The organism is Cycloclasticus pugetii PS-1 (genome assembly GCF_000384415.1).
GTDB classification, from domain to species: domain Bacteria; phylum Pseudomonadota; class Gammaproteobacteria; order Methylococcales; family Cycloclasticaceae; genus Cycloclasticus; species Cycloclasticus pugetii.
The window spans coordinates 1,187,812-1,214,794 of the sequence record NZ_ARVU01000001.1; the positions used below are offsets into that span (position 1 = coordinate 1,187,812).

27 protein-coding genes are annotated in these 26,983 nt (G+C 40.9%); 14 read left to right on the plus strand and 13 right to left on the minus strand.

Features of this window, described 5'->3' with window-relative positions; all coding sequences use genetic code 11:
* Window positions 1–9: 9 nt before the first annotated feature.
* A complete protein-coding gene (locus CYCPU_RS0105740; RefSeq protein ID WP_020162165.1) occupies window positions 10–1,290 on the plus strand; it encodes a Y-family DNA polymerase in 1,281 nt (426 codons plus the stop codon).
* Between the two features lie 110 nt (window positions 1,291–1,400).
* Here CYCPU_RS0105740 and CYCPU_RS0105745 read toward each other — a convergent pair whose 3' ends face one another.
* A complete protein-coding gene (locus tag CYCPU_RS0105745; protein ID WP_015005953.1) occupies window positions 1,401–2,636 on the minus strand; it encodes an ABC transporter permease in 1,236 nt (411 codons plus the stop codon).
* Window positions 2,630–3,316 (minus strand): ATP-binding cassette domain-containing protein, encoded by a 687-nt coding sequence (locus tag CYCPU_RS0105750; RefSeq protein WP_033422337.1) that lies wholly within the window; start codon window positions 3,314–3,316, stop codon window positions 2,630–2,632. The genes CYCPU_RS0105745 and CYCPU_RS0105750 overlap by 7 nt, the downstream gene beginning before the upstream one ends.
* A 98-nt stretch (window positions 3,317–3,414) precedes the next feature.
* Between CYCPU_RS0105750 and CYCPU_RS0105755 the strand changes: the two genes are divergently transcribed.
* Complete coding sequence (locus tag CYCPU_RS0105755) at window positions 3,415–4,089, plus strand: DUF3299 domain-containing protein (RefSeq protein ID WP_020932554.1); 675 nt, start codon at window positions 3,415–3,417, stop codon at window positions 4,087–4,089.
* An 11-nt stretch (window positions 4,090–4,100) separates the two neighbouring features.
* Here the strand turns inward: CYCPU_RS0105755 and CYCPU_RS0105760 are convergent, their stop codons facing one another.
* The 5 genes from CYCPU_RS0105760 to CYCPU_RS0105780 are packed head-to-tail and all read right to left on the minus strand — an operon-like array spanning window position 4,101 to window position 7,029.
* Entirely contained in the window at window positions 4,101–5,105 is a 1,005-nt protein-coding gene (locus CYCPU_RS0105760) for a CobW family GTP-binding protein (protein WP_020162167.1), read from the minus strand.
* Entirely contained in the window at window positions 5,095–5,517 is a 423-nt protein-coding gene (gene hisI, locus CYCPU_RS0105765; RefSeq protein ID WP_015005957.1) for a phosphoribosyl-AMP cyclohydrolase, read from the minus strand. The genes CYCPU_RS0105760 and hisI overlap by 11 nt, the downstream gene beginning before the upstream one ends.
* Window positions 5,514–5,942: a MerC domain-containing protein gene (locus tag CYCPU_RS0105770; protein ID WP_015005958.1), complete on the minus strand. Its 429-nt coding sequence runs from the start codon at window positions 5,940–5,942 to the stop codon at window positions 5,514–5,516. The genes hisI and CYCPU_RS0105770 overlap by 4 nt, the downstream gene beginning before the upstream one ends.
* Window positions 5,943–5,961: 19 nt before the next feature.
* Window positions 5,962–6,423: a Fur family transcriptional regulator gene (locus tag CYCPU_RS0105775; protein ID WP_015005959.1), complete on the minus strand. Its 462-nt coding sequence runs from the start codon at window positions 6,421–6,423 to the stop codon at window positions 5,962–5,964.
* Between the two features lie 9 nt (window positions 6,424–6,432).
* Window positions 6,433–7,029 carry a DUF2796 domain-containing protein gene (locus CYCPU_RS0105780; RefSeq protein WP_020162168.1) on the minus strand — a complete coding sequence of 199 codons (597 nt, stop codon included), beginning with the start codon at window positions 7,027–7,029 and terminating at the stop codon, window positions 6,433–6,435.
* Window positions 7,030–7,816: 787 nt separating this feature from the next.
* Between CYCPU_RS0105780 and CYCPU_RS0105785 the strand changes: the two genes are divergently transcribed.
* The 4 genes from CYCPU_RS0105785 (at window position 7,817) to CYCPU_RS0105800 (ending at window position 11,740) form a co-directional block, all read left to right on the plus strand.
* The gene (locus tag CYCPU_RS0105785) at window positions 7,817–8,128 is read left to right on the plus strand and encodes a hypothetical protein (protein WP_016390652.1); all 312 of its coding nucleotides are present in this window, start codon (window positions 7,817–7,819) and stop codon (window positions 8,126–8,128) included.
* 175 nt (window positions 8,129–8,303) lie between these two features.
* Complete coding sequence (locus CYCPU_RS0105790) at window positions 8,304–8,864, plus strand: CBS domain-containing protein (protein WP_016390651.1); 561 nt, start codon at window positions 8,304–8,306, stop codon at window positions 8,862–8,864.
* A 149-nt stretch (window positions 8,865–9,013) separates the two neighbouring features.
* Complete coding sequence (nhaD, locus tag CYCPU_RS0105795; RefSeq protein WP_020162169.1) at window positions 9,014–10,450, plus strand: sodium:proton antiporter NhaD; 1,437 nt, start codon at window positions 9,014–9,016, stop codon at window positions 10,448–10,450.
* 291 nt (window positions 10,451–10,741) lie between these two features.
* The gene (locus CYCPU_RS0105800; RefSeq protein ID WP_015005964.1) at window positions 10,742–11,740 is read left to right on the plus strand and encodes a dihydrodipicolinate synthase family protein; all 999 of its coding nucleotides are present in this window, start codon (window positions 10,742–10,744) and stop codon (window positions 11,738–11,740) included.
* A gap of 27 nt (window positions 11,741–11,767) precedes the next feature.
* Here the strand turns inward: CYCPU_RS0105800 and CYCPU_RS0105805 are convergent, their stop codons facing one another.
* Window positions 11,768–12,829 (minus strand): alanine dehydrogenase, encoded by a 1,062-nt coding sequence (locus CYCPU_RS0105805; protein ID WP_020162170.1) that lies wholly within the window; start codon window positions 12,827–12,829, stop codon window positions 11,768–11,770.
* A 133-nt stretch (window positions 12,830–12,962) separates the two neighbouring features.
* Between CYCPU_RS0105805 and trxB the strand changes: the two genes are divergently transcribed.
* The 4 genes from trxB (at window position 12,963) to infA (ending at window position 15,714) form a co-directional block, all read left to right on the plus strand.
* A complete protein-coding gene (gene trxB / locus CYCPU_RS0105810; RefSeq protein WP_015005966.1) occupies window positions 12,963–13,922 on the plus strand; it encodes a thioredoxin-disulfide reductase in 960 nt (319 codons plus the stop codon).
* Between the two features lie 16 nt (window positions 13,923–13,938).
* A complete protein-coding gene (aat, locus tag CYCPU_RS0105815; RefSeq protein ID WP_015005967.1) occupies window positions 13,939–14,631 on the plus strand; it encodes a leucyl/phenylalanyl-tRNA--protein transferase in 693 nt (230 codons plus the stop codon).
* Complete coding sequence (locus tag CYCPU_RS0105820; RefSeq protein ID WP_020162171.1) at window positions 14,628–15,401, plus strand: arginyltransferase; 774 nt, start codon at window positions 14,628–14,630, stop codon at window positions 15,399–15,401. Before aat ends, CYCPU_RS0105820 begins: the two co-directional genes overlap by 4 nt.
* Before the next feature lie 94 nt (window positions 15,402–15,495).
* Entirely contained in the window at window positions 15,496–15,714 is a 219-nt protein-coding gene (gene infA / locus CYCPU_RS0105825) for a translation initiation factor IF-1 (RefSeq protein ID WP_015005969.1), read from the plus strand.
* 83 nt (window positions 15,715–15,797) lie between these two features.
* Here infA and clpA read toward each other — a convergent pair whose 3' ends face one another.
* The 5 genes from clpA to aceB all read right to left on the minus strand — a co-directional run bounded on the left by clpA (window position 15,798) and on the right by aceB (window position 22,755).
* Window positions 15,798–18,062: an ATP-dependent Clp protease ATP-binding subunit ClpA gene (gene clpA / locus CYCPU_RS0105830; RefSeq protein ID WP_020162172.1), complete on the minus strand. Its 2,265-nt coding sequence runs from the start codon at window positions 18,060–18,062 to the stop codon at window positions 15,798–15,800.
* A gap of 3 nt (window positions 18,063–18,065) precedes the next feature.
* The gene (gene clpS, locus CYCPU_RS0105835) at window positions 18,066–18,395 is read right to left on the minus strand and encodes an ATP-dependent Clp protease adapter ClpS (protein ID WP_015005971.1); all 330 of its coding nucleotides are present in this window, start codon (window positions 18,393–18,395) and stop codon (window positions 18,066–18,068) included.
* A 372-nt stretch (window positions 18,396–18,767) separates the two neighbouring features.
* On the minus strand, window positions 18,768–19,331 hold the full coding sequence (locus CYCPU_RS0105840) for a hypothetical protein (protein WP_020162173.1): 564 nt from the start codon (window positions 19,329–19,331) through the stop codon (window positions 18,768–18,770).
* 141 nt (window positions 19,332–19,472) lie between these two features.
* Window positions 19,473–21,071: an isocitrate lyase gene (locus CYCPU_RS0105845; RefSeq protein WP_020162174.1), complete on the minus strand. Its 1,599-nt coding sequence runs from the start codon at window positions 21,069–21,071 to the stop codon at window positions 19,473–19,475.
* A gap of 100 nt (window positions 21,072–21,171) precedes the next feature.
* Window positions 21,172–22,755 carry a malate synthase A gene (aceB, locus tag CYCPU_RS0105850; RefSeq protein ID WP_020162175.1) on the minus strand — a complete coding sequence of 528 codons (1,584 nt, stop codon included), beginning with the start codon at window positions 22,753–22,755 and terminating at the stop codon, window positions 21,172–21,174.
* Window positions 22,756–22,879: 124 nt separating this feature from the next.
* Between aceB and CYCPU_RS0105855 the strand changes: the two genes are divergently transcribed.
* The 4 genes from CYCPU_RS0105855 to purB all read left to right on the plus strand — a co-directional run bounded on the left by CYCPU_RS0105855 (window position 22,880) and on the right by purB (window position 26,896).
* Window positions 22,880–23,788, plus strand: a complete 909-nt coding sequence (locus tag CYCPU_RS0105855) for a LysR family transcriptional regulator (RefSeq protein ID WP_083923781.1) — start codon at window positions 22,880–22,882, stop codon at window positions 23,786–23,788.
* 144 nt (window positions 23,789–23,932) lie between these two features.
* Window positions 23,933–24,382, plus strand: coding sequence for an NUDIX hydrolase (locus CYCPU_RS0105860; protein WP_015005976.1), 450 nt, complete (start codon window positions 23,933–23,935; stop codon window positions 24,380–24,382).
* Window positions 24,383–24,404: 22 nt separating this feature from the next.
* A complete protein-coding gene (gene mnmA, locus CYCPU_RS0105865) occupies window positions 24,405–25,502 on the plus strand; it encodes a tRNA 2-thiouridine(34) synthase MnmA (RefSeq protein WP_015005977.1) in 1,098 nt (365 codons plus the stop codon).
* Window positions 25,503–25,516: 14 nt separating this feature from the next.
* Window positions 25,517–26,896 carry an adenylosuccinate lyase gene (gene purB, locus CYCPU_RS0105870; protein WP_020162177.1) on the plus strand — a complete coding sequence of 460 codons (1,380 nt, stop codon included), beginning with the start codon at window positions 25,517–25,519 and terminating at the stop codon, window positions 26,894–26,896.
* The last annotated feature ends 87 nt before the right edge of the window (window positions 26,897–26,983 follow it).

A 26,983-nucleotide genomic window follows, 5' to 3' on the forward strand; every position in this document is an offset into this window, starting at 1 on the left:
TAACTTACCGTGAAATACCCCGCAAACATTGCATTGGTTGATTGCAATAATTTCTACGTCAGTTGTGAGCGATTATTTCGTCCCGACTTATTGAATAAACCGGTGGCCGTGCTCAGTAATAATGATGGTTGCATTGTTTCTCGTAGCCAAGAGGTTAAAGACCTAGGCATAAAAATGGCCGTCCCTGTCCACCAAGTCAGGCAGCTGGTTAGACAGCACGATATACAACTGTTTTCCTCTAATTACCCTTTGTATGCAGATTTATCCGCACGCATCATGCATAGCCTGACTGCTTTTTCGCCCTCGGTAGATGTTTACTCGATAGATGAGGCTTTTATCGATTTGGAGCGACATAACGTTAACGCAACTGACTTAGGCCTAGAAATAAAAAACAGCCTAGCACGCTGGGTTGGTATACCGGTTGGGGTAGGGATAGGCCCAACAAAAACGCTGGCTAAACTAGCTAATTATGCGGCAAAAAAATGGCCAAGTAGCGGTGGGGTAGTAGATATTAACGAACCCATTAGGCGCCAGAAAATAATGCAAATAACGCCGGTTGGCGAAGTGTGGGGAGTTGGCCGCCGATTAAACGAAAAGCTTAATACGTTGGGTATTGAAACTGTATGGGATTTGCAATCCCAACCCATCAATTCAATAAAAAAGCACTTTAATATTACCTTGGCTCAAACAGTGCAAGAATTGCAAGGGACTCCAGTTATGTCTTTTAATGAAGAGCAAAAACCAAAGCAACAAATTATTTGCTCTAGAAGCTTTAAAGATAAAGTGACTGATCGGCAAGAACTTGAACAAGTATTGAGTGTTTTTTGTCTTAAAGCAGCCGAAAAACTAAGAGCCCAGCAGGGTGTTGCGCTGCAAGTGAGTGTTTTTATTCGTACCAGCCCATTCGATAAAAAACCGTTTTATTCTGAAAAAGCGACTTATAAATTAAAATCGGGCACACAAGATAGCCGAGATTTAATTAAAATTGCTAAAAAACTATTAGCGGGTATTTTTCTCCCAGGCTATCAATATCAAAAAGCGGGTGTAACGTTAGGAGATATACAGCTGGCTCAAAGCAGTGTGATCCATCAGCAGGATATATTTAACAGTCAGTCGACAGGCAATGAAAAAAGCGTAACTCTGATGAAAACGATGGATGCCATTAATTCACGATTTAATAACAGCCTTCGTTTTGCTGCAGCAGGTAATAAGTCATTACAGCAGTCAGTTCCCATTAATAGGTCTAGCCTTTATACAACAAACTGGAAAGAAATAGCGCGGGTTAAATAGATTCTATAAAGCATCTATATTTCAATAAGTTGCAATTAATAAGAAACCTAATTTATTATTATTTAGCTACTACTCTCTACCGGATTTTTTTTGCTTACCAATTAGACCAGCTATCCTCTAGCTTTTCGGTAACTGCTCAACGCAGGAATGATGGCGGCAAAAATGGACGTAATGATTAACGCAGCCATCAAATACAGGCTATTTTCGGTCAATAAATTTAATTGGATAGGTAGCCCGAAATGCGATATTAAATAATCCTGTAAGAAAAATAGGCAAAGAGCCAAAAGAGCGATTGCTAAAACACAACTTAGCAGTGTAATCAGTAGGGCTTCTAGCTCAATGAGTAAAAACAAAATATAGGGCGGTGCGCCAATAACACGCAGTAAGTGGATTTCACGGCTGCGCTCGCGAATCGATGCCAGTAGCATTGCGCTAACCCCCAAGCAGGCAGCAATAAAAACCAATGCAGAGACTAACAGTAGCGTATTTTCTAAAACACTCATCATTTGCCAGAGTTCTGATAAAGCAACCCCTGGCAAAATAGCCAGTAAAGGTTCTTGTTTGTATTGATTGATCATCCTTTGAAACTGGAATGTGGTCATTTTTGATTTAAGACCCAGCATAAAAGCATTAAGGCTTTTGGGTTTTAAATTGGTTTGTTCTAGCTCTGCTTGAGTGAGTGTATTGTTATGTGTTTTCACGCCTTGTTGCCAATCGGTATGAATGGCTTCAATACCTTGCAAGCTAACATGCAAGGTTTGATCAACCGGCGTTCCGGTAGCTGCTAAAATCCCAACCACGGTAAAGGGTCGATCATCGTGCATACTAAAACTAGTGGCGGCAAGACCATGAGCCAAGGTGATTTTATCACCCAATTGATAACCGAGTTGTTGTGCGACATTGGAACCCAATACGACATCAAACAACTGACCAAATGCCTGTCCTTGAGTAAATGCTAAACGATGCTGTTTGCCATAGCTGAAATAGCGAAAATAGTCTGTCGAGGTGCCCAGCACACGATAGCCTTTGTGTGAATCACCGAGAGACATCGGGATCGCCCATTTCACTTTTTCATTGCTGGCAATATTGTCGTAGGTTTCCATACGGATATTGTTGGTCGGCGAGCCGATTCTAAAAACAGAATATAACAGTAAGTTGAGACTGCCTGTTCTAGCACCAACAATCAGGTCAACACCGGACACGGTATTAGAGAAATTCTCTTTAGTTTGTTGACGAATTTGCTCGACACCAAGTAACACAAAAATACTCACTGTCATCGCCATCAATGAGAGCATAACTGAGCCTTTACGGTCGAGTAAGCTTTGCAGGGCCAGTTTGGCTAGCATGAGGCTGAACCCCCTAATTGATTGATATCATGCAAAGATTCAACATTCTCAAAATAACTGGATAAGCTAAGGTCATGGCTGACGAACAGTAATGTCATGTTGTTATCAGCCACTATCGTCATTAACAAGTCCATAAAGGCGTCTCTATTTTTCATGTCTAGCGAAGAGGTAGGTTCATCAGCCATCAGTAAACGCGGTTTGTTGATCAAAGCGCGGGCAATGGCAACGCGTTGCTGTTGCCCAATACTTAGCTCGCGGGTAGGGCGGTACCATTCTTTCTTGGCGATGTGCAATGCATTTAATAGCTCTTGAGTTTCTTCGTTTAGGTCGATTGAGGACTGTCGTTTTGCAAACCGAGTCGCCAACAAGATATTGTCGACTGGACTGAGGTAGGGAACCAAATTAAACTGCTGGAATACATAACCGATATGCGCAGCACGGAAGCGATCACGCTGTCGGCCGCTCATTTTATCTAAAGGTTGGCCAAGAACGTTCAACTGTCCATCGCTCGGCGGAAGTAAACCACTCAACAGGCTCAGTAAAGTTGATTTGCCACTACCTGAAGGGCCGTGTAAAAATATCCGCTCTTCGCTAGCTAAAGACCAATGGGGAATATTTAATATATTCTGCTCAGGCTGTGCCGGGTAGTGAAAGCGGATATTGGTGAGCTCAATGGCCATTAAACGCCTCAACAATGCATCAATTAAAGTGCTATAAATGATATAATGTAACATTGCAGAATGAAATCAATTTTTAAAATTTTTGAGTGCTTAACATAATGCCTAAACTATTAAACGTAACGTTTTTTATATTCGCCACATTGACGCTCTTAGCATGTGAGATGCCAGATAGTGAGGTTGTTAACGAAGCAATAGATCCAGTATTGAGGCCAGAAGTAGTAGAGTCGCCAACTAAGCAACCGTTAATAACTGATAAGCCTGAACAGGCAACACTGTCAGAATCGAGCTTCAAAACCATTGAATGGACGAAGTTGATGCCGAAAGAAGACTTAGAAATACTTCTTAATCCGCCTAGCTACATAAACGATATTGAAGATGGTTCATTTGAAGATCAGATTAGTAGCCAAGTTGCTAATGCCCTTGCTGCTGCTAGTGATGATCCCTATCAACAGGCACTCTCTTCAACACGGATTGTTCAGGAAATGGATGGGCAAGCGATTCGAATTCCAGGCTTTATTGTGCCCTTAGAGTTTGATGATGAACAAACCATCACTCAGTTTTTTCTAGTACCTTTTTTTGGTGCCTGCATTCATGTGCCGCCACCACCACCTAATCAAATTATTTTTGTAAACTACCCAAAAGGCTTAAAAGTAGAGGCTTTGTATGACCCTTTCTGGGTATCGGGTATTGTAAAAACATCGCTTGTTGAAAATGAGGTGGCAACAGCCGCTTACAGCATGCAGATGCAATCATTTGAGCTTTACTCAGAATAAACCATTAAAAATCAATCGGCGATACAAGCCATTAGCTGCGGTTCTAAGGCGTCATCGAGGCTGTCAGAAATAATTTCAATACGGCTTTCCAAGCACTCGTCCAGTCCAATCTCTGTTAACGTATCGTTAGCAAGGTTATAAGCAAAAAAACCAGCCTCAGTTATAAAAACGGCCTTCATTCGTTCGACTTGCAAGCCGGTTAAAAATACCAGTAATTTTTCGCGCTGAAAAACCTTATGAGGAGAAAAGCGCCAGCCGATACTTTTATATCCTTCACCCTCATTGATGGCCTTTAAGAATCCGCAAGCCGGTATGTCAGCCTCTGAAACAAGTGGTTTTGAACCCGATGCGTGATGATGGGGAAGGGACGCTTGGTATGAACTGGAGGTTGAGCCCTGTAATGCTGAAAAGGGTATTTCCCCATGCTGGGTAAAAATAACACGTGTGTTGGTCTGTCCTCGTTGTTTCACGTAAGCAATTAAGTTGGCCTTATCAGTGTCTTGATATAAGTCCAACTTATTTCCAACAACGGTATCGGCAATTGCAATTTGCTGGTTAAACGTTTCATGCTGGGTATAGCGTGAGTCAGACAAGTTTCTTGCATCCACCAAGGTAATAGTTTTCTGCAAAGACAAGACCTCCTGATAATACTCCATAGAAAGCGCCTGCAATACTTCTTTAGGGTGTCCGAGCCCGGTGGGTTCAATCAGTAAACGATCTGGTTTAGCTTTCGCTAAGAGTTGGTTTAAGGCAGTTTGCATAGGTAAGCCGGCAGCACAACACATGCAGCCTCCGGGTACTTCACGAATGAAAATCCCCTCGTCGGTTGAATGTTGACCGGCTACAACACTGCCGTCGACACCAATTTCTCCAAATTCATTGATTAATACCGCCCAGCGTTCATCGTTTGGTTTGCATTTAAGTAAATGCAAAATTGCAGAGGTTTTTCCAACACCTAAAAAGCCTGTAATGATGTTGGTGGGAACGGCTTGAATGTTACCGCTTTCAGAGCTCATTGCTGTCAGTGATCCTAACGTGCTGACTATCAACGTCAACGTGCAAATAAAAACACGATTTGCGGCCGGTATGGCAAGCAGCTCCTTGTTGCTCGACTTCACAAAGAATAACATCGCCATCACAATCGAGCGACATGGCTAGCAATTTTTGCCAGCTACCACTGGTTTCACCTTTAATCCAAAGCTGCTGACGGCTTCTCGACCAGTAGGTCATGCGCTGAGTTGCAATTGTCTGTGCAAGTGCCTCTTTATTCATCCAGGCGAACATTAATACCGACTGGGTGTTTGCATCTTGAGTAATAACAGGAATTAAACCTTGCTCGTTAAAAGCAAGTTGCTCTATAACTTCAGGTAATGCTAATAAACTGTTGTTACTTTTTTGCTCTAAGGTGATAAAGTAGTCGCGTTTCAATTTACACCAGAATCTTTATCGTTAGGGCAGGCGCAGTTTTCATGGTCTAGTGCATTACAAAGGCGGTAATTAAACCAATGGCCAATGGCAACGAAGCAGGCGCCTAAAACTGTCAGTGTCTTTTCACCTGACTCACCAATTCGCTCTTCTCCTAAAGCTAAGGCCAAGATGAGTAGCGCCACTCCAATTGCGCCTAAATAGAACAGTTGATAGCGTTTGTGCTGTTTGCAGCCCAAGGTTAAAGCGTAAAGACTGCTTGGAATGACAGCCACAACCATCCATAGATGGAAGTTCTCATTATCTAATCCCAGTGCCGCCATACTGGGTAGTAAAACCAATAAAATCGGTAGGGCTAAGCAATGGAAGGTGCATAATAATGATAAACCAATCGCTAGTTTGTCTGTCATCACTTGTGTTGTTTTCATTTAATAGTTTCCTAGGTTGTTAGGCTGTATGTGCTAAACAATCAGCACAAATGCAGTTCATTTCAAATTGGGGGCTGATAAGCTTGAATCCGGCTTCGTCAACGGTCGTTTGAAGTTCCGCCATAGTAGCTGGCTTAATGTTGATTTCTTTAACTTTATTACATTGCCCGCAAATCAAAAATTGCGACACGCCATGAGCATGGTCGCAGCTAATATGCTCGCAAGCGATGTACTTATTTGCTAATTTGAGCTTATGAACCAGTTTTTCACTTTCTAGAAAATCTAAAATACGATAAACCGACATGGCGGCAAGGTCTTGATTGTATTGTTTCTTTACCTCAGCGATTAATTCATAAGCGGAAAGAGCCATCTCAGACTGTATAAGCCCCGTTAAAACTAGCTTTCTTTTTTCCGTCAATCGGGTGCCGTGATCTTTGCAATGACGTTCTGCAGATTGAAGGATGCTATCTGTGTTATCCATAAATGTGGCCTAAAAGTTAATAGTACGGTTATTGTGTCGGAGTGTTATCCCACCTTGCCCTGTTTGATTAATCCACATGGTATTTATTTCTTCAATACCCGTAAAAAACTCAAATAAATTCACGGTTATTGAGGGCAGGGAAGTGCTGTCCTGACAGTGGTATTTATAGGTGACCATTATTTCACTGTGGTTCTCATCATGATGCTTCCCATTATCGTTATGTTCATGCTTATGGTTACTTGAACTTCTGTCATGATCATTATCCTGATGGTCTATGTCGATAATTTTGGATAGGTCGACAGACATATTAATCAGCTTGCAATGGGCATCAGACATTAAGAAAAGAGCCTCAGGTTGACGAAGCGTTGAAGCAGCTTTATCAACCGCCTTAAGGTCTTTTGATGATTTCGCCTGATGCTCAAAACCAACGAGGTTCATAGCGGGTGATTTAAATTGAATTTCAAGCGCATTCTCTTCGGCCACTACCATTAGCTCAGATACGCCATGAACATGTGCATCTAAGTTCGTCCTTGCTTCCTCAGCCTGTATTGCAGCGCTTAGGAAAACTAGATTAAAGCTAACGAACTTAAGTAATGTATTCTTCATTCTAGTGACCCTCCATACGATTAAAGTTATGATACAACATAACATTTATATCGTAAAGGCTACACGTTTAAGCCAAAAATCAAAACGTGACCAAAGGGTTTCGACATAACTTTGTCTTAAGCCTGTAACCTTGGCCGAGCAGATAATAAATAACCTCGCTAATTCTCACATTAAAAAAGAGTAGTCCCTGTTAAATGGCTTTATTTAAATAAACAACCCGTTAACTAAAAATTAATAAAGTGAGGTCCTAAATTCATTAATCCTCTTAATTTTCAACTGTCGTTTAGGTATTAATTTAACATAATATACATTATACGAAGTATTATATTCGGCAATATCATTAAAGCTAAGGATTACAGCGTGTACTCTTCAGATGCTATGGAAAACTTTTCCAGTTATATAAAAATGCTTTAGGCGACGTTAAACGTTCGATATCTTCTTTTAGCTTGGTGTTCTCGTCAGCTCTAAAATCAATCGTCACATTAAGATTAAGGTATTAATGAGCGCGAATTTTACCCAGCGTGACAAACTCATTTTCAGGTGTAACCAGTTCATCATCAATAAACTGAAAGCCGATCCAGTCATCAACCGAATGCGATAAATCGATTTTAATGGCGACTGAGAGCTAATTATTCTTTTCTTTATGTAAACAGCAGGCTCTACGAACAACAAAGGTTTTTATACAAATTCCATTGACAATATCATTAACCTTCAGCAATATTCCTTATTAGGCAATCTACACGCACTGGCCATTAATTTAAGTTGGACTAACCTCATCAGATTCCTCATGTTAATTAAGAAATCAAAGATAGGTCTATTTTTTCTGTCTTTAACACTGATCGCCGTCTCATCGGCGGCTCTAGGTGATACACAGCACCTATATTCAGACAGCTCTTTTAAGCCTGCCTCTTCGCTTGTAGAGTTTGAGTTATCAGATGAAAACAATCCTTTTGATAACGTTGATGATTTTTTATCAACGCACGTCTATCACAACAAAAAACACGCTACTCATAGCGACCGTTCACAGCCTATTTACGTTTCAGCACATAATATTGCTGGCAAATTTTCTATCCGCGCCCCTCCCTCCTTCATCGGCTAACGTTATACAGACTAGACTTTTCTGGTCAAAAACAACTATTTTTTAAGGGCTGCCTAATAGCTGCGTATTCGCAATAGCCGTCACAAGCTATGCAATACTGTAAGACAACACGCCTCCCTTAAAGTCATTTTCTGCCTTCCCATGGCATATCATTTAAAAACCGGAGAGCACAACGATGAAAGACTTAGCATTTTACGATACTACTCCCTTCGATGAATTAGCTTGGCCAGAGCTAAACAAACAAATTAGCTTGAAGTCACCAGCGCTCGAAATCTTCACCGATTTTGAAAAAACCCAACCGATGGTTATAAACTCCTCTATGTCTGCCATAGATGCTGAAAAACTCATGCAAACAGAACATGTTCGCTTAAAGTTTGTTGTTAATAGTAACAATCATTTATTAGGTGTCGTTAGTCTAGAGGACTTAAATAGCCGGGAAATACTTAAGCGTGTATCTAAAGGTGAAAACAGAGAAGAACTGTCTGTTACTGACTTTATGAGACCGAGAAATAAATTAAAGTCTTTTGATTATTCGGATCTGGCACACGCCTCTATTAAAGATGTTATTGGTAGCCTTAAAAACAGCGGTTACCGACACTGCCTGGTTGTGGACCATAAGCATCACAAAATTCGAGGAATCATTTCAGCCAGCGACATTGCTAGATCACTTCAATTACAGATAAACATTAAAAGTGACTCCAGTTTTGTTGGGATTTTTAAGGCCATTCAACATTAAATTAAACCTTATAACGGTGAGGCTGGGTTCCCACGATCAATCGTGGGAACCTTTACCTTAATAGAACAGATATCTACGTTCATTTCGTTTCATACTCGATAATTTTTTTAGCATTTTTAACACAGTGCTAATAATAAGGAGCACTTTAGATGAAAATACTTATGATACTAGCCGCTTTACTGCTGCTAATAACCCCCTGCCTTGCATGGTCCTCCTCAGCTACTTACCAACCGATAGACCTTACATCCACTATAGTTGGATATTTATCATTATTAGTTTTTGCTCTCGCCTACACACTAGTGATCTTTGAAGAGCAACTTCACTTACGTAAATCCAAACCGGTCTTATTGGCTGCTGGGCTCATCTGGATCATGATCGCAATCGCATACAAGACCCATGGGTATGATCATGCTGCAGAAATCGCCTTACGCCATAACTTTCTTGAATATGCCGAATTATTCTTCTTTTTATTGGTAGCAATGACCTATATAAACGCGATGATAGAGCGCAAAGTATTTGATGCGCTCCGTGGCTGGTTAATTGATAAAGGCTTCAGTTATAAAAACCTATTCTGGTTAACCGGTACCCTAGCCTTCTTTATATCACCGGTGGCAGACAATCTAACAACGGCACTTATCATGTGTACTGTTGTGCTTACCGTTGGCAAAAACGCTCCTAAATTTGTGTCTATTTCCTGCATCAGCATCGTTGTTGGTGCAAACGCAGGTGGTGCGTTCAGCCCGTTCGGCGACATCACCACGTTAATGGTGTGGCAAAAAGGCTTACTTCAATTTACTGAATTCTTTAATCTTTTTATACCATCACTGGTAAATTATTTAGTACCCGCAGCCATTATGAGTGCTTTCATCCCTGCTGGAATGCCTAACTCTGTCGATGATAATGAAACATTGCTTATTAAACGAGGCGGTCTAACTATTGTTATGCTTTTTGCATTAACCATTTTGACCGCTGTCTGCTTTCATAACTTCCTGCACCTACCTCCTGCCATTGGCATGATGACCGGTTTAGCCTACCTGAAATTTTTTAGTTATTACCTTAAAATTAGCGAGCATTCACGAAACTCACCAGGTTTTGAAGAAAGGTTTCAAGAAGGCAGTAAAGATAACGCACAGACTGATTTTCGTGAATTTGATGTTTTCGACAAGGTTGCAGGCGCTGAATGGGACACCCTATTCTTCTTCTATGGTGTGATCATGGCGGTAGGAGGGTTAGGCTTTCTTGGCTACCTAGGTCTGGCTTCCGAATTCATCTATGGCGACCTAGGACCAACTACCGCAAATGTATTACTGGGCCTTATGTCTGCCATTGTCGACAACATTCCAGTGATGTTTGCCGTTTTAACCATGTCGCCCGATATGTCTCAAGGTCAATGGTTACTGGTTACATTAACCGCTGGAGTTGGAGGAAGCTTATTATCAATTGGCTCTGCTGCAGGTGTTGCCCTAATGGGGCAAGCACGTGGTATCTATACATTTGCTTCACACCTTAAATGGGCACCTGTTATCGCTCTCGGTTACGCTGCCAGTATTTATGTGCATATGTGGATCAACGCGGGGCTTTTTTAAATAACATGTTCTATAAAATAGCTAAAGCTTAATATAAAACATTCGATTAATTAATCCCATGGAGTCACCGCTTAGGCCCAATTTATTAATTTTTTTGCGCACTTTAATAAATAATATTAAGATTTTTATACAGTTAGAATAAAATTAAAATGCGTATTAAATACCTCGACTGTCAGGTTCATGTTGTATATAAGAAAAAACTGATAAAAGTCCTTGGTATATAAAATGTTATCAATATACAATTCTCGCTCTCATATTTATTTTAAAAATAACAAATAGGTGGACATAATTATGGCTAGAAGACAAGACAGGTTAACAGTAGAAGATGTGAATGGTGCTTGGGCAATCATTCCTACACCAGCGATAGAAACTGGTGATCAATGGCAAACAGAAGACAGCGTTGATTATGACGAAATCGCTAGAGCTGTTGACGGCCTTATTGAATCTGGTGTTGACGCCATCATGAGTCAAGGAACTTTTGGAGAAGGCGCTACCCTTACTTGGGAAGAAAAGAAAAAAATGATGGAAGTCATGGTTGAAACTTCAGCCGGACGAGTACCTATCTTTGTTGGTGTTACAACAATGAATACTCGCGAGACTATTCGTCAATTACGTCATGCACGAGATATTGGTGCTGACGGAACAATGTTAGGCTTACCAATGTGGCAGCAAATTGATGTACCTGCAGCTGTTCGTTTCTATCAAGATGTTGCTGAAGCTGTGCCTGAAATGGCAATCGCTATTTACGCTAACCCAGAAGCATTTAAATTTGATTTCCCAGCTCCATTTTGGGCTCAAGTTGCTAACATTCCACAAGTCATCACTTGCAAGTACATAAATATTGGTCAACTACACTTGCACACGATGGTTTCAAAAAAGCAAATTAGATTTTTGCCACTAGAAATCGATCACGCAGATGCTGCTAAAATGGATCCAGAATTCAACACTGCTTTTTGGTCACCACTTGCTTGTACAGGCCCTGAGCTAACCATTCATTGGCGTGACAGTGTTAGAGAAGCGGCTAAAACAGGTGACTGGAGTAGACCAGACGAGCTTTACCCACAAATGGCATTAGCACTGTCTAGCTTATTCCCTCCTGGAGGCTTTGCTGAATTTTCTAAATATAACATTCAGTTAGAAAAAGCGCGTATTAATGCAGCTGGTTGGATGAAAGCAGGTCCATGCCGCCCTCCTTACATGACAGCACCTGAACACTACTTAGAAGGCGCCGCTAAATCTGGTACAGGTTGGGCTGAGTTAAATAAAAAATTACTTGAAGGCACGCTTTAAGTAAAATATTGATCTCGTCATTAATGTCTAAAGCAGGTCAATAAGCACTTTTCCTGCTTTGACATTAATGGCCGATTTCATAACCGCATCTCGTTCAGACCACTCTTCTTGTGCAAATCGATGAATATATGCGGGTAACACTTCTGAAAGAGCTTGCGTAGCCGTTCTAGGTACAGCTCCTGGCATATTAGCCACACAAAAATGAGTAACTCCCTCCTCTACAAAAGTCGGTTCGTTATACGTTGTCGGACGAGTTGTTTCAACACATCCCCCTTGATCCACTGAAATATCCACAATGACAGAACCTTCCATCATTAATTTTAAATGGGAACGGTTAATAAAATGCGGCGCTTTCTTCCCGGGAACATGCAAAGCAGCCACTAACAAGTTTGTGGTAGCCATTAACGACAAACATTCCTCTTGATTATTTATAGGGTTAATTAAAGGATCCAGTTGAGTGACTGATGCAAGTGCCTCAAGTGACTTATCATAAACAGACACATTCGCGCCTATATTTCTTGCTAATAAGGCTGCTTGCCTTCCAGCAGAACCAGCCCCAAGTACCAATACTTGCCCTTTTTCGACACCATCGTCTTGCAAACCGCCTAACAATAAACCAGAACCACCGCGGTATTGATGTAATAAAGTAGCACCTATCTGAACAGATAGTTTTCCGGCTATTTCACTCATGGGTTTAAGGATTGGCAGCTGTTTATTATCTCGCACCGATTCAAAACCAACAGCCGTCAGGCCTATTTTTGATAATTTACTCGCTAGTTCTTCGTTCGCAGCAAGGTGAAGAAAACAAAAAAGAAGGTGATTAGGTGTTAAATATTGAAGGTCCCCCTCTTGCGGCTCTTTTACCTTTACAATTAAATCGCCTGCCTTATAAAGTGCTTGCGCTGTAGGGCAAACAATCACACCAACTTGCCTATATTGGTCATCATCAAAGCCGCTTAAAACACCAGCCTGATGTTCAATATAAAGGCGGTGCCCCTTCGCAATGAGTTCCTGACAAGCCATTGGCGTTAATGCAACACGCCCTTCAGCTGTTTTAATCTCTTTTGGAATACCAATATTCATCAGCATAATACTTTACCTAGTTAGATCTTATCGCCATACTACAGCGCTTTAAAATTAAATTAAATGAGCCAGCGCTCATTTTCAAACATACCCCCTTGGGTATAAGCATAGTTTAAACACAGTTATTTAGGAGCCACTTATGAGCGACAACTCACATCATCGATTAATTATTTTAGGGTCCGGCCCTGCAGGTTACACAGCTGCTGTATATGCTGCTAGAGCCAACCTAAACCCCTTATTAATCACCGGTATTGAACAAGGCGGCCAACTGATGACAACTACTGAAGTTGATAATTGGCCTGGTGATGTAGAAGGCTTGCAAGGCCCAGCTTTGATGGAAAGAATGAAGCAACACGCTGAACGCTTCGATACAAAAATTCAGTTTGACCATATCCATACTACCGAATTACAACAACGCCCATTCACTTTAAAGGGCGATGCAGGCACATACACTTGCGATGCCTTAATAATCGCCACCGGTGCTTCTGCAAAATATTTAGGCTTACCGTCTGAAGAAGCATTTAAAGGAAAAGGTGTTTCAGCATGTGCCACCTGTGATGGTTTTTTCTATAAGAACCAACGTGTTGCTGTTATCGGCGGCGGCAATACTGCCGTTGAAGAGGCACTTTACTTATCTAACATTGCAGAACACGTTACAGTTATTCATCGACGTGACTCATTTCGTTCGGAAAAAATCTTATCCGATAAATTAATGAAAAAAGTGGCCGATGGTAATATTTCAGTCGAATGGTTTAACCAATTAGATGAAGTACTCGGCGACGATATGGGTGTCACGGGTATTCGCATTAAAAACACTCAAGATAATAGTACGAAAGAGATTGACCTTGAAGGTGTTTTTATTGCCATCGGTCATTCACCTAACACTCAAATTTTTGACGGCCAATTAGATATGTCTCATGGGTACTTACATACTGAACGTGGCAGCTCAGGCAATGCAACACAAACCAGTATTCCAGGTATTTTTGCCGCTGGGGATGTCGCTGACTCTATATACAGGCAAGCCATTACATCGGCAGGCTCTGGTTGTATGGCTGCGCTTGACGCCGAGCGTTTTCTTGATGCTTTAGAGGATGCATAAAGATCTGTAATCTATCATGCTCCACTGGTTAGATATAGAAAATGATGCTGAACCATTTCCTTCTCTAGATTACGCATTAGAGGAGCCAAATGGCTTACTAGCAGCTGGGGGAACTTTAAACCCCCAGCGCTTACTAAATGCCTACCGTTGCGGTATCTTTCCTTGGTTTGATGAAGATCAGCCTATTCTTTGGTGGTCACCTGACCCTCGGTTAGTTTTAAAACCGGATGATCTACATATTTCTCGCAGCCTGAAAAAATGTATCAATAAAAATTTATATAGCTGCACCGTTGACAAGGCATTTAATGAGGTCATCGTGGCCTGCTCTACGAGTCGAAAGGATCAACAAGGCACTTGGATTACCGATTCAATGATTGATGCTTATCAAACTCTGTTTACTTTAGGTCACGCTCATTCAGTTGAAGTTTGGGCGGACGAAAAACTAGTTGGTGGTCTTTATGGTGTCAGCATTGGGCAGGTTTTTTTTGGCGAATCAATGTTCAGCCGGTTAGATAACGCATCCAAAGTGGGGTTTGCTTTTTTATGCAAACAGTTAAGTCAATGGGAGTTTCAGCTGATAGATTGCCAAGTCCACTCTGACCATCTAGAGCGATTGGGCGCATCAACCATACCGAGAAAAGAATTTGCTGAACAACTTGCAGTATATTGTCTAAAAAAACCGTCGACAAACGCGTGGTTACTTTCATGAGCTCACCCTCCCCAGCTGGCAGACAGTTACAACTCTATATATCAACACCACAAGCGTGTGATTACTTAACGGATCGACAATCACAAAATATTTTTATTTCGCCTGATGTCACAGTAACACCTAGCATTTACGAATACCTTATTAGCATCGGTTTTAGGCGAAGCGGACAACATACATATCGCCCACACTGCCCTAGTTGTCGTGCCTGCATTTCTTCGAGAGTGGATGTACAATCATTTAACGCATCAAAAAGCCAACGAAGAGTGTTAACAAAAAATAAAGACCTAAGCGTTAGCTCTGTGCAATCTATTTTCTCAACAGAACACTACGAGCTATACTGCCGATACCAAGCTTTTAAACACCCTGGTGGCTCTATGGAAAGTTTCGGTGAAAATGAATACGAAGAGTTTTTATGTCAATCATTTGGTAACAGTTTGATGTTTGAAACCCGTTTGGGTGAAAAACTATTAGCTGTTTCAGTAACAGATATTTTTGGTGATGCCCTCTCTGCAGTTTATACTTTCTTCGACCCAGAATACTCAGCTAGAAGTCTGGGGACCTTTTCAATTTTGCAGCAAATCAAGGCCACTCAAAACCGCGGGAAAAGGCATTTATACCTTGGGTATTACATAAAAAATTCAGTAAAAATGGCTTATAAAACTAATTTCATGCCCCTTGAGATGTTAATTGAAGGAAAATGGCGTCGTTACACTAAAGATGATGAGCTACCCGATCAAAGCGCATCTTTGGACTCCCCAATAACTTTTTAAACCAATTCGTACTTAACACCGCTCAAATAGTGTAAAATCGCGCCGCATTAGCTTGTTAATCAAGTGTTTAGTTTATTATTTTTTAAAGGAAATCATGGCAAAAGAAGATCAAATTGAAATGGAAGGCGTAGTAAAAGATACGCTACCAAATACAATGTTTCGTGTTGAGTTGGAAAATGGTCACATTATCACAGCGCATATCTCAGGAAAAATGCGTAAGCACTATATTCGTATTTTAACGGGTGACCGCGTTAAAGTAGAAATGACACCATACGATTTAACAAAAGGCCGAATCACCTACCGAGTTAAATAAGCATCACTCTATACGTATTACTTAACGGGGACACACCCCGTTAACTCATACCCGATCAGAACCTTATCATTTGGTAAGCGTTATTAACGCTGCTCAATTAAGTCTTTCGTTGCTTCTGTGATAATAAAATCAATCTTATTATCCTTTACGTAAACCTTCACTGTTCCGCCGTTGGTTAATCGACCAAATAACAGTTCGTTAGCCAATGGTTTTTTGATATGTTCTTGCACAGTACGTTCCATCGGTCTTGCGCCCATTTTAGGATCGTAGCCTTTTTTCGCTAACCAACTACGTGCTTCCGGCTCCAATGTTAACGATACATTCTTATCATGTAATTGAGACTCTAGTTCAAATATAAACTTGTCTACCACATGAATAATGGTGTCTTCGTCTAGTGATTTAAATTGAACAACCGCATCGAGTCTATTTCTAAACTCTGGTGAAAATGACTTTTCAATCACTTGCATACTATCTGATGAGTGCTCTTGTTCAGTAAAACCAATTGAGGCACGACTCGCTTCTTGCGCGCCAGCATTCGTCGTCATCACTAACATGATGTTTCTAAAGTCTGCTTTTCTGCCGTTATTATCTGTTAACGTGCCGTGATCCATAATTTGCAGTAATAAATTAAAGATATCAGGATGGGCTTTTTCAATTTCATCAAGCAACAAAATTGCATACGGGTGCTTGTTCACTTCCTCTGTTAGTAAGCCACCTTGGTCATAGCCAACATAACCTGGGGGGGAACCGATCAAACGAGAGACCGTATGACGCTCCATGTACTCTGACATATCAAAGCGAATTAAGTCGACACCCATTATTTTGGCTAGTTGATTGGTCACTTCTGTTTTACCTACACCCGTTGGACCAGCGAATAAAAATGACCCTATGGTTCTTTCTTCTTGGCCAAGCCCAGCTCGACTTAAAATAACAGCATCAGACAGTTTCTCAATCGCTTCATCTTGGCCGAAAACAACCATTTTAAGATGGCGCGCCAAGTCCTTCAGCTTGTCTTTATCTTGAGATGAAATGCTTTTCTCAGGAATTCTCGCAATTTGAGCAATGATTTTTTCGATATCACTAGTTAAGATCACAGGTGGCCGATCCGCTTCAGGCAACAAACGCTGTTTTGCGCCAGCTTCATCAATAACATCAATTGCTTTATCCGGTAAAAACCTATCATTGAGATAACGGTCTGCTAATTTAGCTGCCGTTTCGATACTTTCAGCACTGTATTCAATATTATGATGTTCCTCATAACGTGGTTTTAAGCCTTTTAAGATACGAATAGTATCGTCAACTGATGGCTCATTGACATCAATTTTCTGAAAACGTCTTGCTAAGGCATGATCTTTTTCAAAAATACCGCGGAATTCTTTATAGGTAGTAGAACCAATACAGCGCAACTCACCCGATGCCAAAGCTGGTTTGATCATGTTTGAAGCGTCCATCACACTACCTGAGGCCGAACCTGCTCCAATGATAGTATGTATTTCGTCAATAAATAGTATGCTTTTTTCTTGTTTTTTAAGTTGATTGACCAAACCTTTTAGTCGTTTCTCAAAATCGCCTCGGTATTTTGTTCCGGCAACTAATGTGCCCATATCTAATGAATAAATAGTGGTTTCTTCAAGTACTTCAGGAACATTACCCTCAACAATCTTTAACGCTAGGCCTTCCGCAATTGCTGTTTTACCAACGCCTGCCTCACCAACCAATAAAGGATTATTTTTACGGCGGCGACATAGGGTTTGAATCGTACGTTCTAACTCTTTTTCACGGCCAATTAAGGGATCAATTTTTCCAAGTTTCGCTTGTTCATTCAAATTAACTGCATACTTTGTTAGTGGATCATTTGAAGCCTCTTCTCCCTCTGATGCAGGAACTTCCTCAAAGTCAGACATGTCGTCCTCTTCAATTCTTGCAATACCATGAGATATAAAATTAACCACATCAAGCCGAGTCACATTTTGGCGGCTCATTAAATATACCGCTTGTGAATCTTGTTCGCTAAATATAGCCACCAGTACATTCGCACCAGTCACTTCTTTTTTCCCGGACGACTGAACATGAAATACCGCTCGCTGAAGAACCCGCTGAAAACCTAGTGTCGGTTGAGTTTCACGTTCGACATCACTTGGAATAATCGGCGTAGACTCTTCTAAATATGCCTCAAGATCACTGGTCATTGCCTCTACATTGCCACCAGATGCTTCAAACACTTCACACGCAGACTTATTACTCATCATCGCTAACAGCAAGTGTTCTACTGTTATAAATTCGTGACGTTTCTCATGCGCTTGTTTAAACGCATTGTTTAATGACTGTTCTAACTCTTTGTTAAGCATTGTTCACTCCACTTCTTCTAATGTGCACTGCAAAGGATGCTGGTTCTCTTGAGAATGCGCTATGACCTGTTGCACTTTTGTTTCCGCTATATCTTTAGTATAAATACCACATACACCAATACCACTAGTATGCACATTCATGGTGATTCTAACGGCCTCTTCTTTATCTTTATAAAAAATTGTTTGCAAAATAGACACCACAAAATCCATTGGCGTGAAATCATCATTTAACAACAACACCTTATACATCGGCGGCTTTTGCAACTTCGGTTTTGATTCTTGAACAGCTAAATTGCCGTCGTCTTGGTCATCTTCAAAAGGTAAATCAGGCATACGTTTCAATAATTAAAATTAAGTTATGTCATTTTGACAGAAAAAACATCATCTTGTTCTATATAGTCGAACTAAATAGATAGACTTTTTCATCAGGCCGTTGAGCAATGGTATACCATCTGCTTCAAATCTGAACAGCCTTTTAACACCACTATATTTTATTGCTACAAACTCCAGTTAACTTACTAAATGGTGCCTGTGAAATGATTTTTCAAGTTAACTTAAATCATCCGCACGTTCACATAAGTGCACTGCTTGTGTTTATAACACCTTATGCTTTAGAAAAAACAGCTCAACTTAATTTTATAAACACATGTACTGATAACTCCTACAGCACACTATTTAGGCCTATTAATCGCTTCAACCCTTTTTTCACTCAGACACCAATGAAATAAAGTCTGCCTTAATATCTTCATTAATATAGGCCATTCCGAGCTTATTTAAATAGACTAAACGAGGTGCGTTCTTCAAATCTATACGCAGTTCTCCGGCCTGACAGTGCTGATAAAGCGCGGCAACATACTCAAGGTAGTCCTGCCCGTCCTTAATCATTAACAAACTGGCTGCGCCAACATCAGGGCGAACAGCCTGATGTTGTTCTTGCGTTAATGCAATAGCAAAAACAACCGGCGATTCTTCAACGTCAACCCGTAAACGTCTACGGCGTACAGTTTGCTGAGCCCAGTAATAGGCCAGTTCTTTACTGGGTGTTAAAAAAACCGGCTCAGTCGTTTCACGATAAGTATTTCCAATAGTCGCCATGGTGCTCTTTGCTGCTTCGTTCATAAGGTGATCACCTGAACGTTTTAAGCCAGCAGACAAAATAGAGTCAACTAAAGATGAGGAGGTACCGTGATACCAAACATGACTGGTAATAAAACCGTTTCTGCTTAGAAGCATGTTGGCATCTTTTAAATAATGGGGTATCTCACGCATTTAATGGTCCTTTCTATCTATACTAACCTTACGTCGAATTTTAAACTCAGCCAAATAAAAAGGCGACTTCAGTAGAAAAAGCCGCCTTTAAAGTACATAAGTTTCAACAAATACGCTTAGCTAACGCATCTCTCTAGGTATTTAAGAAAACTGATTGGAGGTGTTTTTCGCGCCACCCGCTTTCAGTGCATTTTCACCCGCAAAATATTCTTTGTGGTCATCGCCCATGTCTGATCCCGACATATTTTGATGTTTAACACAGGCAATACCCTGACGAATTTCTTTTCGCTGTACGTCCCTTACATAGCCTAGCATTCCAGCCTCACCAAAATACTCTTTAGCCAAGTTATCTGTAGACAATGCAGCTGTGTGATATGTCGGCAGTGTAATCAAGTGATGAAAGATATTTGCTTCTCGAGACGAGTCAGCTTGGAACGTGCGAATTTTATCGTCTGCATCGGCAGCCAATTGCGTTGCATCATATTTAGCATTCATCAGATCTTCTCGGTCGTAAGCCGATACATCCTTACCCTCTTCGACCCATCGATCGTAAGCCTGTTGACGAAAATTAAGCGTCCAGTTGAATGACGGGCTATTGTTGTACACTAACTTCGCATTAGGAATCTCTTTACGTACTTCGTTCATCATGTCTGCAATGTCTTTAACGCTTGGTGTTGCCGTTTCAATCCAAAGAAGATCGGCACCCGCTTTAATGGCTTCGATTGAGTCAAATACGCAACGTTCAGGACCAGTACCTTGACGGAATTGGTATAGACCAGAAGGTAAGCGCTTAGGGCGAACAAGTTTACCGTCACGATTGAAACATACGTCACCTTCAGCCATATCAGCTACGTCAATTTCTTCAACATCTAAGAAAGAATTGTATTGATCGCCTTGGTCACCAGGCTCTTTAACCACCGCGATTTCTTTGGTTAGGCCTGCACCCTCAGAGTCTGTACGAGCAACAATTAGCCCATTGTCGATACCCAATTCTAGAAATGCGTGACGTAATGCACGAATTTTGGCATGAAAATCAGCATGAGGAACCGTGACTTTGCCATCTTGGTGACCACATTGTTTTTCATCCGCCACCTGGTTTTCAATTTGTAAACAACAGGCCCCCGCTTCAATCATTTGTTTGGCCATTAAATAAGTCGCTTCTGCATTACCAAAGCCCGCATCAATATCAGCAACAATCGGCACAACGTGGGTCACATGATTATCAATTTCATCTTGGATTTGTTCGACTGTAGCTTCATCACCTGCTTCGCGAGCAGTATCTAATTGACGAAACAGGCCACCTAATTCACGCGCGTCAGCCTGCCGAAGAAATGTATAAAGCTCTTCGACTAATGAAGCAACCGCGGTTTTTTCATGCATTGATTGATCGGGTAAAGGACCAAACTCAGAGCGTAAGGCCGCCACCATCCAACCAGAAAGATAAAGGTAACGACGATCCGTCTTGCCACCAAAGTGCTTCTTAATAGAAATCATTTTTTGTTGACCAATAAAACCGTGCCAGCAACCTAATGATTGTGTGTATAGCGTGTTGTCTGCATCGAAGGCCGCCATGTCTGCATTCATAATATCAGCGGTATATTGCGCGATATCAAGGCCCGTTTTAAATTTGTTCTGTGCACGCATACGTGCAACAGATTCTGGGTTAATGGCAGCCCAAGAATCTCCCTTAGCTTGAACTAACTCTGAAACAGCATTTATATCATTTGTATAAGATGACATTTAGATCTCCTTTCAATTAATGACGTAAAAAGTAAACATGTATAGCGTTAAAATATATGGACATTTTACTGCCCAACCTAACGTGACTGATTCCTAGCAACTACAAATACTCGTAAGCTGGTACCGTTAAGAAATCCACTAGTTTTTCAGATGTGGTAAAGCGGTCCATTATTTTTGCCGCCTCGCTGAAACGGCCCTCTTTAAAGCGCTTTTCACCAATCTCACTCTTAATAGTTTCCATTTCTTCAAGCATTAATTCGCGGAACAATTCAACGGTTACTTTTTTGCCGTTGCTTAAGTTTTTGCCGTGATGTATCCATTGCCAGATTGATGAGCGTGAAATCTCAGCAGTTGCCGCATCTTCCATCAAACCATAGATCGGCACACAACCATTACCTTGGATCCATGCTTCAATATATTGAACAGCTATTCGCAAATTAGCCCGCATCCCCTCTTCTGTTCGATCGCCTTCACAAGGCTCTAATAAATCCTCTGCTGTCACGTCGGCATCTTCAGTACGCAATACGTCCATTTGGTTTGCTTTGCCTTCACCAATATATTCATTAAAGACCGCCATTGCTGTATCTGCCAGACCTGGGTGCGCGACCCATGTTCCATCATGGCCATTTTTTGCTTCTAGCGTTTTATCGCCAACGACTTTTTTTAAGACAGTGGCATTAGCCTCGGCATCTTTTGCGGGTATAAACGCTGCCATTCCGCCCATTGCTAAAGCACCGCGTTTATGACAAGTTTTAATTAATAGCCTCGAATATGCACTCAAAAAGGGTTTATCCATGGTCACAACTTGGCGGTCTGGAAGCACACGATCTGGGTAATTTTTAAGCGTTTTGATGTAGCTAAATATATAATCCCAACGACCACAGTTAAGTGCCACAATATGATCACGAAATTCGTAGAGAATCTCATCCATTTCGAAGACAGCTGGTAGTGTTTCAATCAAAACAGTTGCTTTGATAGTACCCCGCTCTAACCCTACCAAATCTTCAGCTTTATCCATTAAGTCAGCCCACCAGCGAGCTTCTTTATGCGATTGCAATTTAGGAATATAAAAGTATGGCCCTGAATCTTTTGCTAATAAGGTTTTATAGTTATGGAAAAAATAGTATGCAAAATCAATTAAACCACCAGGAATTTCCTGTCCGTTTAAATGAATGTGCTTTTCAGGAAGATGCAAACCTCGTGCGCGGCAAACAAGTACCGCAGGGTCATCATTTAGTTCATAGTGTTTGCCTGATTTAGGGTCATCTAATGAGATAGTCCCATTAACTGCATCACGCATATTAACTTGGCCCTGAGCGACTTTATCCCACGTCGGCGACAATGAATCCTCAAAATCGGCCATAAACACTTTTACATTGGCGTTTAAAGCATTAATGATCATTTTACGATCAACAGGACCGGTAATCTCTACTCGTCTGTCTTGTAGGTCATCTGGAATACCTAAGATACGCCAATCACCCTCACGTATATGTTTTGTTTCCGCTAAAAAGTCAGGCAATTGACCCGCATCAATTTCGGCCTGCCTTACTTTACGTGCCTCGAGTAACGCTGCAACACGAGGGGAAAACTCTTCCGCTAATGTTGACACAAAAGCATTTGCTTCATCGTTATAAATACTGGCATAACTTGGTAACAGTTCACCTTTAAACGTTAATGCATTCATTTAAACCTCCTAAGTCGGTTATAAAATAATGTTTGTGCAGTGCATTATATTAACTTTATACCACCGTACAATCCCAATAAAGCTATTTCTATCATTAATTAAATTAATGATAGAATGCAATCCTATGGAAGAACATACGATAAAGTCTAACCGTCATAAGCAATTAAGGTCATTTTGTATGGCCGCCAAAGTTGGTGGCTTTTCAAAGGCCGCTGATTTATTACAATTAAGTCAACCGTCCGTATCACTGCAAATTCAAAGCTTAGAAAAAGAATTAAACGCTAAGTTATTTACTCGAAATGGTCCGAAAATAACCTTAACGGATGCGGGGAAAAAATTACTGGAACTGGCAAAACCACTTGTTGAGCAAATGGATACTCTGCCAACACGGTTCACTGCCGCCAACAACCCAGAAGAAACAACTGAAATTAACATCGCTGCCGGTGAGGCGAGTATCCTTTATTTATTACCGAATATCGTAGAACGCTTTAAACAACGATACCCTCATGTACATATTAAGTTGCATCAGGTATCAGGAAACACCAGCATAGACGCCATTAGAAATAATGAAGTAGACTTTGCTGTTGGCCCAATGTTAGAAGTCCCCGCCGATATTCTATACAAGCAAGTTTATCGCTTTGTCCCTGTGCTGATTATGCCATTTGGTCATCCGCTAGCCTCGGTCGATGAGGTTAGCCTGCAAGAGATTGTTCAATATGACCTTATTTTGCCACCTAAACACTTAAATACATGGCGTATTGTTGATGACGTATTACAAAAACACAAATTACGCTATCGGGTTTCATTAGAAGCTTGGAGTTGGGAAATCATCAAAAAATACGTCGAATTAGGTTTAGGCTTATCAATCGTTACCAGCGTGTCATTAACGGGCAACGAACAGCTCATCGCAAAACCATTGTCAAAATACTTTCCTGATTATTACTACGGTGTCACCATGAAAAGACAAGGGTCATTATCATTACCAGCCAAAAACTTTCTTGAGTTAATAGACCCCAGCTTTTTTCAAGGTTGATAAATACAGCATAGCTTTATTCAACAATAAATATTTTTAAATTCAAAACATTAGCACTGTTAAATCCATAAGTTTAATTCAATTGAAGCACTCTTCAATTAATTCAATTAAAATACGTACTCTAAATAATTTTTACTACACCCGATGATCTGGAAACCAAACGTCACCGTCGCATCTATTGTTGAACTTGACGGAAAATTTTTGATGGTTGAGGAAGAGTCCCCAGTCGGCCCTGTCCTTAACCAGCCTGCTGGACATTTAGACCCAAACGAAAGTATGGAAAACGCTGTCATTAGGGAAACTTTAGAAGAAACGGGTTACCGTTTTACACCGGAAGTAATTATCGGCTCGTATTTATGGCATAACACTGATAATGAAACCACCTATTATCGAAGTACTTATGCTGGCAGCGTGTGTCATAAAGAAGTCTCAACAGAACTTGATGAAGGCATTATTCGTGCGTTATGGATGAGTCTCGATGAAATCAAAGCAAATACCGATCGCTTACGTAGCCCTATTATTTTAGAAAGCCTTAATGACTACCTGTCAGGGGTTAGCTACCCGCTTTCAATCATTAAATCTTACATTAAATAAAACCTATAACCTACTGTTTTAAATGGACAATAAAAAAATAATGATCGGCATGTCAGGTGGGGTAGACTCTTCTGTAGCCGCATTGCGCTTGCTTGAACAAGGTCACGAGGTAACCGGTTTATTTATGAAAAACTGGGATGAGGATGATGGCAGCGAATATTGTACAGCGAAGGAAGATTTAGCCGATGCCCAACAGGTCAGTGATAAATTGGGTATTGAACTTAAAACCGTCAATTTTGCAGCTGAGTACTGGGATAACGTTTTTGAAGACTTTTTAAGCGAATATGCCGCTGGTAGAACACCCAACCCCGATATTTTATGTAACCGTGAAATTAAGTTTAAAGCCTTTTTAGATTATGCCACTGAACTCGGAGCTGATTACATAGCAACCGGACATTACACACAAATTGCTCAACAACACAATCAATTCCAACTCCTGCGTGGTTTGGATAACAATAAAGACCAAAGCTACTTCCTTTATACATTGGGGCAAACGCAATTAAGTCGCTCACTCTTTCCTATTGGGAATATGGAAAAACCGGCTGTTAGAGAACTTGCACAAAAAGCGGGGTTTATTAATAGTCGGAAAAAAGATAGCACCGGTATTTGTTTTATTGGTGAACGCAAATTTAAAGATTTCTTACAACGCTACCTGCCCGCTCAACCAGGCCTTATGAACACACCAGAAGGTGAAACCATTGGCGAACACCAAGGTTTAATGTATTACACCTTGGGCCAGCGTCAAGGGCTCGGTATTGGCGGCATTAAATCCGCTGCCGAAGAACCTTGGTATGTGGTTGAAAAAGACCTAAAAAATAATATTTTAGTAGTCGCTCAAGGGCATGACCATACCTTAATGCAAAGCAATACACTCAACGCATCGCAGCTCAGCTGGGTTAGCGGTCAAGCTGTATCAAACAGCTTTCGCTGCACCGCTAAAACACGCTACCGTCAAAAAGACCAAGCATGTCAAGTCACCCTGATTGGTGATGATCATTGCCTAGTACAATTTGACGACCCTCAACGTGCCGTGACCCCGGGTCAATCTGTTGTTTTTTATAACAATGAGGTTTGCCTTGGTGGCGGTATAATAGACGCCACTTCCACTATAAACTCATAATTCACTATAATTTCATGACATTAAATAAACTAAATGCCCTTTCGCCAGTTGATGGCCGTTATGCCAGCAAAGTTAATGAACTACGCCCTATTTTCTCAGAATTTGGCTTAATTAAAGCACGTGTGACCGTTGAAGTCCGCTGGCTACAAGCCTTATCAGAACACGATGAAATTTCTGAAGTTAATCGCTTTTCGGACACTGCTCATGCCTTGCTTGATAGTATCGTCGAGCAGTTTTCGTTAGACGATGCTCAACGTGTAAAAGACATTGAAAGCACAACAAACCACGATGTAAAAGCAGTTGAGTACTTTCTTAAAGAAAAAATCGCTGACAATGCCGAATTACTGACCATTAGCGAGTTCATTCACTTTGCATGCACTTCTGAAGACATTAACAACTTATCTTACGCCTTAATGCTTAAAGAAGGTCGCGACGAAGTAATAGGCACTGCGATCGCAAATGTTATTGATGACATTAAAGAGAAAGCGCTTGACTATGCGGCAGCGCCATTGCTCTCAAGAACACATGGGCAGACTGCCTCGCCAAGCACAATGGGGAAGGAGTTTGCTAACGTTGTTGCCCGCTTAGAGCGCCAATTATTGCAGCTGGAAGATGTAGATATCATGGGTAAAATAAACGGTGCCGTGGGTAACTACAACGCACATTACTCAGCCTATCCAGCCGTTGATTGGCCAGCGTTTGCAGAAGCATTTGTTGAATCATTGGGTTTAACCTTTAACCCATACACTATCCAAATCGAGCCTCATGACTATATTGCTGAATACTTTCATGTCCTAGCAAGAATCAATACTATCCTGATTGATTTCTCACGAGATGTCTGGGGTTATATCTCAGTTGGTTATTTCAAACAAAAAACCATTGCTGGAGAAGTTGGCTCATCAACTATGCCACATAAAGTTAACCCCATTGACTTCGAAAACGCAGAAGGTAATTTTGGTATTGCTAATGCCTTAATGAACCACTTTTCTGAGAAATTACCTATTTCAAGATGGCAACGTGATTTAACTGATTCTACTGTGCTTAGAAACCTAGGCACTTGTTTAGCACACAGCTTAATTGGCTTTAAATCATTACAAAAAGGCATTTCTAAACTAGAAATTAATGAAGCAAAACTATTAGCTGACTTAGATGCCAACTGGGAAGTTCTTGCTGAACCTATCCAGACGGTGATGCGTCGCTATGGTATTGAAAAACCCTATGAAAAATTAAAAGAACTCACTCGAGGGCAAGGCATAGATCAAAACTCCATGAAAGCCTTTATCGAAACTTTGGAGATTCCTAACGATGCCAAACAATTACTGCTTGAAATGACACCTGCTAGCTACACCGGCTGTGCAGAAACACTAGCAAATAATATTAGTAAACTCTCATAAATGTGACGTAACTCATACTCAAATTATTTTAAATAATTATAATGAATCACCTGCAAGACGATACCTAAAGTCTATTTTTTCCCCATT